This is a genomic window from Streptococcus orisratti DSM 15617, assembly GCF_000380105.1.
GTDB classification, from domain to species: domain Bacteria; phylum Bacillota; class Bacilli; order Lactobacillales; family Streptococcaceae; genus Streptococcus; species Streptococcus orisratti.
On record NZ_KB904505.1, the window covers coordinates 1 to 7899 of the forward strand.

9 protein-coding genes are annotated in these 7899 nt (G+C 38.0%); all 9 read right to left on the bottom strand.

Annotation, left to right across the window (positions count from 1 at the left end; translation table 11 throughout):
* A partial coding sequence (locus A3I7_RS0110330; protein ID WP_018363747.1) for a helix-turn-helix domain-containing protein occupies positions 1-183 on the bottom strand: 183 nt, incomplete at its 3' end.
* A 299-nt stretch (positions 184-482) separates the two neighbouring features.
* Complete coding sequence (locus A3I7_RS0110335; protein ID WP_018376690.1) at positions 483-1085, bottom strand: hypothetical protein; 603 nt, start codon at positions 1083-1085, stop codon at positions 483-485.
* Positions 1072-2337: a DUF3114 domain-containing protein gene (locus A3I7_RS0110340; RefSeq protein ID WP_033418754.1), complete on the bottom strand. Its 1266-nt coding sequence runs from the start codon at positions 2335-2337 to the stop codon at positions 1072-1074. The genes A3I7_RS0110335 and A3I7_RS0110340 overlap by 14 nt, the downstream gene beginning before the upstream one ends.
* 52 nt (positions 2338-2389) lie before the next feature.
* On the bottom strand, positions 2390-3244 hold the full coding sequence (locus tag A3I7_RS0110345; RefSeq protein WP_018376692.1) for a patatin-like phospholipase family protein: 855 nt from the start codon (positions 3242-3244) through the stop codon (positions 2390-2392).
* Positions 3245-3582: 338 nt separating this feature from the next.
* Positions 3583-3966, bottom strand: coding sequence for a DUF6572 domain-containing protein (locus tag A3I7_RS14640; protein ID WP_018376693.1), 384 nt, complete (start codon positions 3964-3966; stop codon positions 3583-3585).
* 54 nt (positions 3967-4020) lie between these two features.
* On the bottom strand, positions 4021-4446 hold the full coding sequence (locus tag A3I7_RS14645) for a hypothetical protein (protein WP_018376694.1): 426 nt from the start codon (positions 4444-4446) through the stop codon (positions 4021-4023).
* A 1-nt stretch (position 4447) separates the two neighbouring features.
* Positions 4448-6658: a hypothetical protein gene (locus A3I7_RS12845; RefSeq protein ID WP_018376695.1), complete on the bottom strand. Its 2211-nt coding sequence runs from the start codon at positions 6656-6658 to the stop codon at positions 4448-4450.
* Between the two features lie 10 nt (positions 6659-6668).
* Positions 6669-7148, bottom strand: a complete 480-nt coding sequence (locus tag A3I7_RS0110370; RefSeq protein ID WP_018376696.1) for a hypothetical protein — start codon at positions 7146-7148, stop codon at positions 6669-6671.
* A gap of 2 nt (positions 7149-7150) precedes the next feature.
* Positions 7151-7513 carry a hypothetical protein gene (locus tag A3I7_RS12850; RefSeq protein ID WP_018376697.1) on the bottom strand — a complete coding sequence of 121 codons (363 nt, stop codon included), beginning with the start codon at positions 7511-7513 and terminating at the stop codon, positions 7151-7153.
* Between the last annotated feature and the right edge of the window lie 386 nt (positions 7514-7899).

Sequence of the window (7899 nt, forward strand, 5' to 3'; positions counted from 1 at the left end):
ATCTTGAACCTGAGAAACACTTCCTCGTTTGATTTCACGACTGATGGTTGAGCGATGACGCCCAAGCAGACGAGCAATCTCAGAGGGGTTCTTGCCCATCTTGAGATAGGCGCTGATTTCTCCGCGTTCAGAGGCTGAAAGGTGTGAGTATAACGATTTTTTGGTAGAATGATTAGTGGACATGTTCATCTGCTTTCTATACTGAGTTGGGGAATTCTAGTATATCAGACGAGCATGTCTTTTTTGTTGCACTTCATTTTACAACGCGGGAAAATTATATGATGAAATTTGGCGAGACAAGCAAACTGAAAGATCTAAAATGAGGTTAACCACTCAAGGTATCAAAAAACACCTCAGAGAAAATATGTCCCATGACACATAGCAAACTTCTCTGAGATGTAGCTTTGTTATTTCAAAGCAAAAAACTGTTTGTAGTGGGAATGTTAAAAATTGAACAATAACGCCCTGACTACAATTAATCGTTACTTAGTGCTTGAAACCAATTTGAATTGTTTCAAGAATTGCGAAACAGAGTTTGGAATATGATTATCTGACGGATAAACCTCCACGTCCTCGACACTTACTTTCTCTCTACCATTTTCATCCTGTTCAATGTAGATATCCTTGTAAATATAGACATCATCTTGTTTAACCAAAATAGGATCCGATATGTAATTCTTCTCTTTCTCCACCTTTATAGCTTTTTTAAAAATTTTCTTTTCTTTGACAGCCTTGACCGATTTGAACGTGATAGTAGCTGATTTCAGTACACAAAAATAATACTTGTCACCCTCTTTTTTGTAAATTCCTTCTAAAAAAGTCATCTCAGGGTAGACTTCTTCAGGATAGTTGTCAACACGTTCGTCCTCTAACTCATCTTGCGACTCGTAATCACTATTGTCAATTAGCATCACCCAGCGGTTATTTTTCAATAGTTTAAATTCATTATAGGCATCGTAAGTTTGATTTATAGTAAGTTGAGAAACCGTTTCATCCTGAAAAAAATCCCAAATCAGAAAGCCTAGCCCCCCAATCAGAACTAAAAAAAGTAAACTAAGGCGCTTCAACCAGCTATTTTTTTTCATGATGACTCCCTTCCACTAACTTTTTAAAGGCTTTAACCGCTTTAGCAACTCTTTGAGCACGGCTAAGCCCCACACTACCATAGTAGCCCTTTTTATTATAATAGCTATATTCCCAGCGTGTTCGGCGATCGGCTAACCCTCTGCTTTTGACCTTATTAGGTGATTTAAAAGCAACTCCATGTTTTTGAAGAACACCTTTACGAAACTGGGGATCATGCAAAAGTACAGGATAAACATCAAGATACCGATGCATTTTATTATTCTCATTAGCATAATTATAGCTAGCACCGTTAATGACACCATTTTCCGTACTGCCTTCGGGATCTAGTTCATTGACAAAATGACCATCTTCATCAAGGATAAACTCAGTATAAAAGCTCATCACAATTTTAAAATTAACTTGGTTTTTTCCATCAGGATAAGTTTTCTTAATTTTAGAAATGGCTTGATTTGAAATGGCAATCTTATTGTGTAAACGAGAAGATTCTCCCCAATCATAGTTATAATAATATCTATCATCTTTAATGCCAACTCCCTCGATAAAAGCATTGGATTCATCCATATCTTTCATATAACGAGCTAGAGCTTGAGCATCTGTTAAACCCGGACTTCTATATTCTTTTCGAACCCATTGCGCTTGCTGGGCAGAGATAACATAACGTAATTGATGCAGGCGATGTTGCAAATTTCCTGGCTTTGCCAAACTTCTCCCTGGAAACGCCAACTGAACTGTTCTTGAAAAGATTTTCCAAAAATTTTCATTTGGCTCAATATCGTCTGAAAAATGGCTAATCAGCTCCGCTGTTTCCTGCGGACTCCCTGAAATTTCATCTGGCATTCCCACTGCTTCGAGAGCCAATTTTAGAAGTTTCTTAGCTTTTGATTGACTAGCTCCCTTAACATCATATTCCCACATCTGCTGAAAAATATCACTGCCAAACAGCTTAGCTTGGTCAGACCGTTTGGTAAAAAGTACTTTTAACTGACTGACATTTTTCTTTTTAGAAGGAACCTTCAAATATACCTTTTGAATAGTTTTTTCACTCCAACCAAATGATTTTAGAGCGTTGACGTCCGTTTCCAACTGCCGAACCAATTGCTGCTGCTCTGAGGTGGATAAAGGCTGTTTCAACTGACTGACATAGGTTTCAAGTTTTGATGCAGGCTTCTTTTGTTCTGCTAAAGCGTTTGTACAAAAAAAGAAGGCAAGCCCAAAAATAAGATTGGCAAACACGATACGATAACTTTTCATAAATTTTATTTTAATAAAACTATTGTCTAAAAACAAGTGTGTCATTATTGCCTTAATCCTTAGGATTTGTTGTTAGATAGACTGACAGGTCAGCCATACTTTGTTCCGCATCAGCCACACCGTGTTGATAAACCTCTTCAAATTTATCTGGATCTTTTTCCAAACGTCCTATATCAATGGATTGACTTGGTCTAATGACAAAAACTTGACCTGATTTTTCAAGTTCAATGATGTGCTCCACGGTATCATTATAGTGCTGGTAACGTTTTGAAGCAACTTTTACAAAATTAGGATAATGCCGATAAAGTAGTTTGTAAACACGTCCGCTAGATGGTTTTTTACGATAGTCAATAGGACGGGTCAAGATAACGATAAGCTTATCAAAGCCCAAACTTTTGGCAAAATCAACTGGGATAGAGTCTGACAGGCCGCCGTCCAGATATTTTTTCCCATCTACTTCAACAATTTTAGAGACCACTGGTAAGGCTGAGCTAGCACGTAAAGTTTCCATCTGTTTAAAAACATTATCGATCTTGTGATATTCTGCTTTCCCTGTTTCTATATTGGTCAAGGTTGCATAAAAAGGAATCCCTGATTTTTCAAAGGCCTCCTCATCAAAAACATCTAATTCCATAGGAACTTTATAATAAGTAAAGTCCTTATTAACCATATTTCCAGTACTCAGCCAAGACCAAAATCCCATGTAATGAGGATCAGAGATATATTTTTTATTGTAACGTAGCGCTCTTCCGCGTTGTCCTGACACATAATTGACTCCAAAAAGGGCTCCCGCAGAAACTGACACAATACCGTCCACTTTTACGCCAGCATCCAAAAAAACATCCAAAACTCCTGCGGTATACAGCCCGCGCATTCCGCCTCCTTCCAAGACTAAGCCAACAGACATCTATCTCTCCTCCTTGTTTTTTCTAATCTTCATTATAACAAACCCAAAGTCAACTTGTCAGAAAATAAATACTTTTTCGTTTTAACTGAGCTAAATAAAAAATTTAAAATTGAATCTCTAAGAACCTGTATTTACAAGTGAAGTGCTTATAGATAAGAGATAGAAGTGCTGAACTATGAATACAGGTTCTAAGTTTAGCAGAAAACTTTTATTGGTTAATATGATTGTGACATCCTAGTCGGTAAAGAGGAGTAATAACGCTTGGGCTCGGCATTATATAGAAGGCAACAGAAAGACCCAAGCAAACCAGAGTTACTCAGGCATAGGCGATAGACAATCTATTCTGGCAAAACAACTTTCAAGCTCATATCCGTTGATTGTAAAACCTTTTGAACTTGCGCTAGAAATGCCAAGCCATTGTCTGACGGAGCATACTGGAAGGTGAGATTGATAACCTTCTTATCAAAGTTATCCCCATATTTTTTAACGTATTGTTTGGTTTCAATAAAGTGAATGTAGTTGTTGATTTTTTCTTGAAGTTTGAGAAGGTGAAGATCTTCTGTTTCCGTTTGCCAACGGATCGGGTCAACTAGTAATAACTCTAAGTGATTAGCAATTATTCCAATAGAATCAATATTTTGAGTTCGTAATTCATTTTCTATGGCTTGTTCTACTAGTTGTGAAAACTCCTCTTTTGAAAATAATTTACTATTCTCGCTCAAATTTTTTAAAATCAGTTCAGGATATTTTCTAAGAAAATCTCTGTCTGACTTAGACTACTGTGGCGTTATCCATAAACCCGTTGTAAGGTAACGCATTACCTCTTCAGCATCTTTATCTGACTTTAGAGCTTTCTCCATTAATTCCTTAGTAACTGGATAAGATACTTCACGGTTCGTCAAATCACCTGATTGCCAACGCATTTCATAAGTACCATTTTCTTCATAAATAATGAAACCATTTCCTTTATGGGTAATGATATCTGTTTCATTATAATGCTTCATCTCATCATTTTTAGGCCAATGCCCTTTTTCTAGGTAAAACATTACTTCAAGCGCATCAGTATCCGATAATTGTGCCTTTTTTACCAAGTTTTCAGTTATAGGAAAAGATAAGTGCTCTTTACCTCGTATCCAAGATATATTAAACTTACCATCATCTTCAAAAATTGAATACAAGCCGTAATCATGAAACTTTATCATGTTAAACTCCTTCTCTACTAAAAATCTTACTTACCTCGTAATCGTTGGGACCTAGTTGATCAATTACTGCTTCTGGAATTCCACCTTTGGTATACCCACCAGGTTCCCACAAACCTTGAAATGCTCCTGGCTCATTACCAGATGGCATTCTTAATCCTTCATAATGCTTAATATCAATAACTACCGGATTATTTCCCAGATAACCCTCATCCAAACCCAATAATTCTTCTAAAATTCGTGGATTACCATTTGAAGCTTGAACAGCTTTTTTATAAACCCACTTAGGCATAACATAGTGACCTTGTTCAGCACCAACAGTTCCGCCATACATTTTAGCAGACATTTGGTAACCTTCAAAACTTTGAACTTTTACAATCCCATCCTTAAACATACCAAGATGTGTATCAATTTCTTCTTGTGAATAAACTCTCTCCACCGATGGTCGCTTACCGTTAGGAGTACTTATCAAACCATCAACAACATTTTGAGATAAATCAATATGTGGTAGTTTCTCCATTTCACTTCTAAAGTTTGAAATAGGATCATAGCCAATTGTCAAATTATCAGTCTTCTGCGATACCACATCAATCTGTGTTCCAGGCTTGATTTCGGTACCACCAGTAAAGGCACCTTTACCTTTTCCTACAACGGTTCCACCATACTTAGATAAGTCCTCTATCAAGGCCTGTCGGCTAACAGACAAACCTCCGGTTGCTGTTGTGTAATCCTGAATGCGGATATTACCCGCTTCATCAAAGCCTATCGCCTTTACTTGGACATGTTGGGTCTCTCCTGAAGCATTCTTGACTTCAATTGTGATATTGGATTCAACATCTGTTGCTTGACTCTTAAAGACTTCTAACTGACTGGCCTTGAAATTTGAGTACGTGGAGGTATTACTTTCGATAGTGGCAACCTTTTGTGCCCAGTCTGGCTCAGAAAGATAGCTCTTACCTTCTAAAATCTTACGTTCGACATACTCTTGGTAGGCTGGATTGCCTCCACCTGAATCGCCATTACTCTTAGCGCGACTCTCTTCAATATGCTTGTTCACACCTGAGACAACCTTACCCCCGGCAAAGCTTACTAAAGCCAGAGTCGGATCCTCACCGTGGATAATAGTATTATAACCTATATGAGCCAGATTTGTCGTATCATCTACTGTATCTGCTGCTTTTGTTGCTACTTTTATAGTGTCATCAGCAGCACCAGCGGCCTTGAAGACTCTACCGACTCCCATGGTTCCAGCTGCAGTAATAGCTTCCGCTGCGGCCCACAAACGATCATCCGTATCTAATGCAGTCCCTGATACCAAGGTGTTTCCCGTAATAGCAGAATAACCTCCATCTACAACGCTATAAACCGTTCCTGCTGTTGCTGTGGTCGTTGCTACTGCCGTTGCCGCTGCAACAACAGTTGGAGAGGCAGCCCCCCACGAAACAACTGACGCAACAATAGAAACTGCAAGAAGCCCTATCCCTAGCCACTGCTCAACTGGCTCTAGCCACTCTTTATTATCCTCCTGCCATTGGAAGTGCTTTAAACTCGAGTAATTACCTATTTGACCTGAAATATAGAACTGACTCATCAGTTCCTCATCACTCATTCCTTTATATTTCTTGACTTCCTCTGCACTAAGTCCGTTAGCTTCTGTTAGTTTATCCCTTAAATTTTCTAAACGATTCTGATAAATCTCTTGGGCTGCTTTAACAGGGCTTGCTTTATGATCTAAAATATCGGCTAGACTATAGTGCTCTGTCGTTTGGTAATCATATGCATTACCCATTTCGTCATACATGGTATTCGTTTTTTGGTAAGTGAGGTTTTTGGACTGGTAAGGTTTTTCACTCCCATTAACCTCATTTAAGGATTTTAGACTATTATCGACCCCTTTGGTAAATTTTCCATCAAGTCGCTCTAACACCTCACTATGAATGCGTTTTGCCGAAGTCAGCATGCTATCTGCTCTGTCATAAGCTGTACTGAAGGTAGAGCTTGGCATATCTTTCCCTAAGCTGGCGTCCCCTGTTTGTACATACAAATGTGAGAGTCCTTCAGGCTTAACGACCTGTGCAACCTCATCAATCGCCGTCAACAAATTTGTTAGCTGGGTTTCACCGTCAATACTATAGGAGGCTCCATAATAGTTACTTGTTGTACCTGTGCCTGAACCAGAGCTAAAATCTGACTTATTTGAATAATAATTTGTCATGCACCTCTCCTTACTTGTCCTTTAACGATTTAAAATAGTCAAAAGCCGACTGTTGGTTATTTCTGACAGTAGTTTGTGACTCCGATAACCTACTTTTCTCTTCTGCAGTTGCCGAAGAAGTCGCTGGAACTTGTGTATTTAACAGGAGATTTCCTATCTCAAGGGCTTGAATATTATCCACATTTACCATTGTTGAATAGGTATCTAGAGCAAATTGATGCATAACCTCCGCCAAGGTCTGCAATTCTTGAGCTTTGACAGAATAGAGGTTCAAATCCCCATCATTTCCAATGTAATTTTTAAAAATTCCTTGACTACTAACACCTGGTAGAGAGCTTACAACACTAGAAATATACTGTGTGAGATTGGTACAAGCAATGGTAATATTATAAGCTTTTAAAATCAATTCAGACTGTTCATTTAAGTCCAGCTTGATTGTCCCATTACTGCCATCCCCTGTTCTCATCTCTTTAATAGAAACTTCAGCCATAGTTAGGCCCTCACTTTCATATTGCTAATCAAACTATGCTTCATCTCGCTAACTGAAACCGAGCGAATAGCCTGCTCCATCATATCGTATTCAAATAAACCACTTTTTGTATTGAAGAAAAGCCTATCTGAGTATATTTTCCCAAGTTGCTCTACCTTAAGGCGTATAGTCTTAGCATCCCCATAATAGGCCAACAAGCGCATATAAGCATATGGTTCCCACTCAGACTTCAAATAATTTTTTTTCTTATCATCTAAATGATGTAGGACATCATGATTCTCAAGTAAAATGCTTAGTAAAGCAATGGTATTAAAATAATCAATAATATAAGCATTATCTCCTACCCGCTTTATGATAACAGCCATTCGCTTGTCTTGGTCAACACCAGGAGCACAAAAATAATTACTATCCACTTGAAAATTGGCTAGACCATGATTTTATTGGTTCTACTACACTATCTGTAGGACGAAATGAGAAACTAAACAAATATAATGCAATGTTTATTTGCTACTGTTTTGGATAAAGAAAGGTATCGCTATTCTTTTGGAAGAAAATACAAAACAAACCTAACTAAAATTATGATAAAGTTGCCTACTAAATCTTCTTCATAGGGGAAATTTGAACCAGACTGGGAATTTATGGAAAAAGGTAAATTCTCAAAGTAAGTTCTAGTTCCCGTCCTTCCAGAAGTTACTCTGAGAAAACTGCATAAAACCAACAGAATTTAGTCTCAGACTAAGTTCTGTTTTTG

Bases quoted from the DNA above. Each gene is read 5' to 3' on its own strand.
- A3I7_RS0110335 (WP_018376690.1), bottom strand. From the start codon at position 1,085: ATGAAAAAAAATAGCTGGTTGAAGCGCCTTAGTTTACTTTTTTTAGTT.
- A3I7_RS0110345 (WP_018376692.1), bottom strand. From the start codon at position 3,244: ATGTCTGTTGGCTTAGTCTTGGAAGGAGGCGGAATGCGCGGGCTGTAT.
- A3I7_RS0110370 (WP_018376696.1), bottom strand. From the start codon at position 7,148: ATGGCTGAAGTTTCTATTAAAGAGATGAGAACAGGGGATGGCAGTAAT.
- A3I7_RS14645 (WP_018376694.1), bottom strand. From the start codon at position 4,446: ATGATAAAGTTTCATGATTACGGCTTGTATTCAATTTTTGAAGATGAT.
- A3I7_RS0110340 (WP_033418754.1), bottom strand. From the start codon at position 2,337: ATGAAAAGTTATCGTATCGTGTTTGCCAATCTTATTTTTGGGCTTGCC.
- A3I7_RS12845 (WP_018376695.1), bottom strand. From the start codon at position 6,658: ATGACAAATTATTATTCAAATAAGTCAGATTTTAGCTCTGGTTCAGGC.
- A3I7_RS12850 (WP_018376697.1), bottom strand. From the start codon at position 7,513: ATGGCTGTTATCATAAAGCGGGTAGGAGATAATGCTTATATTATTGAT.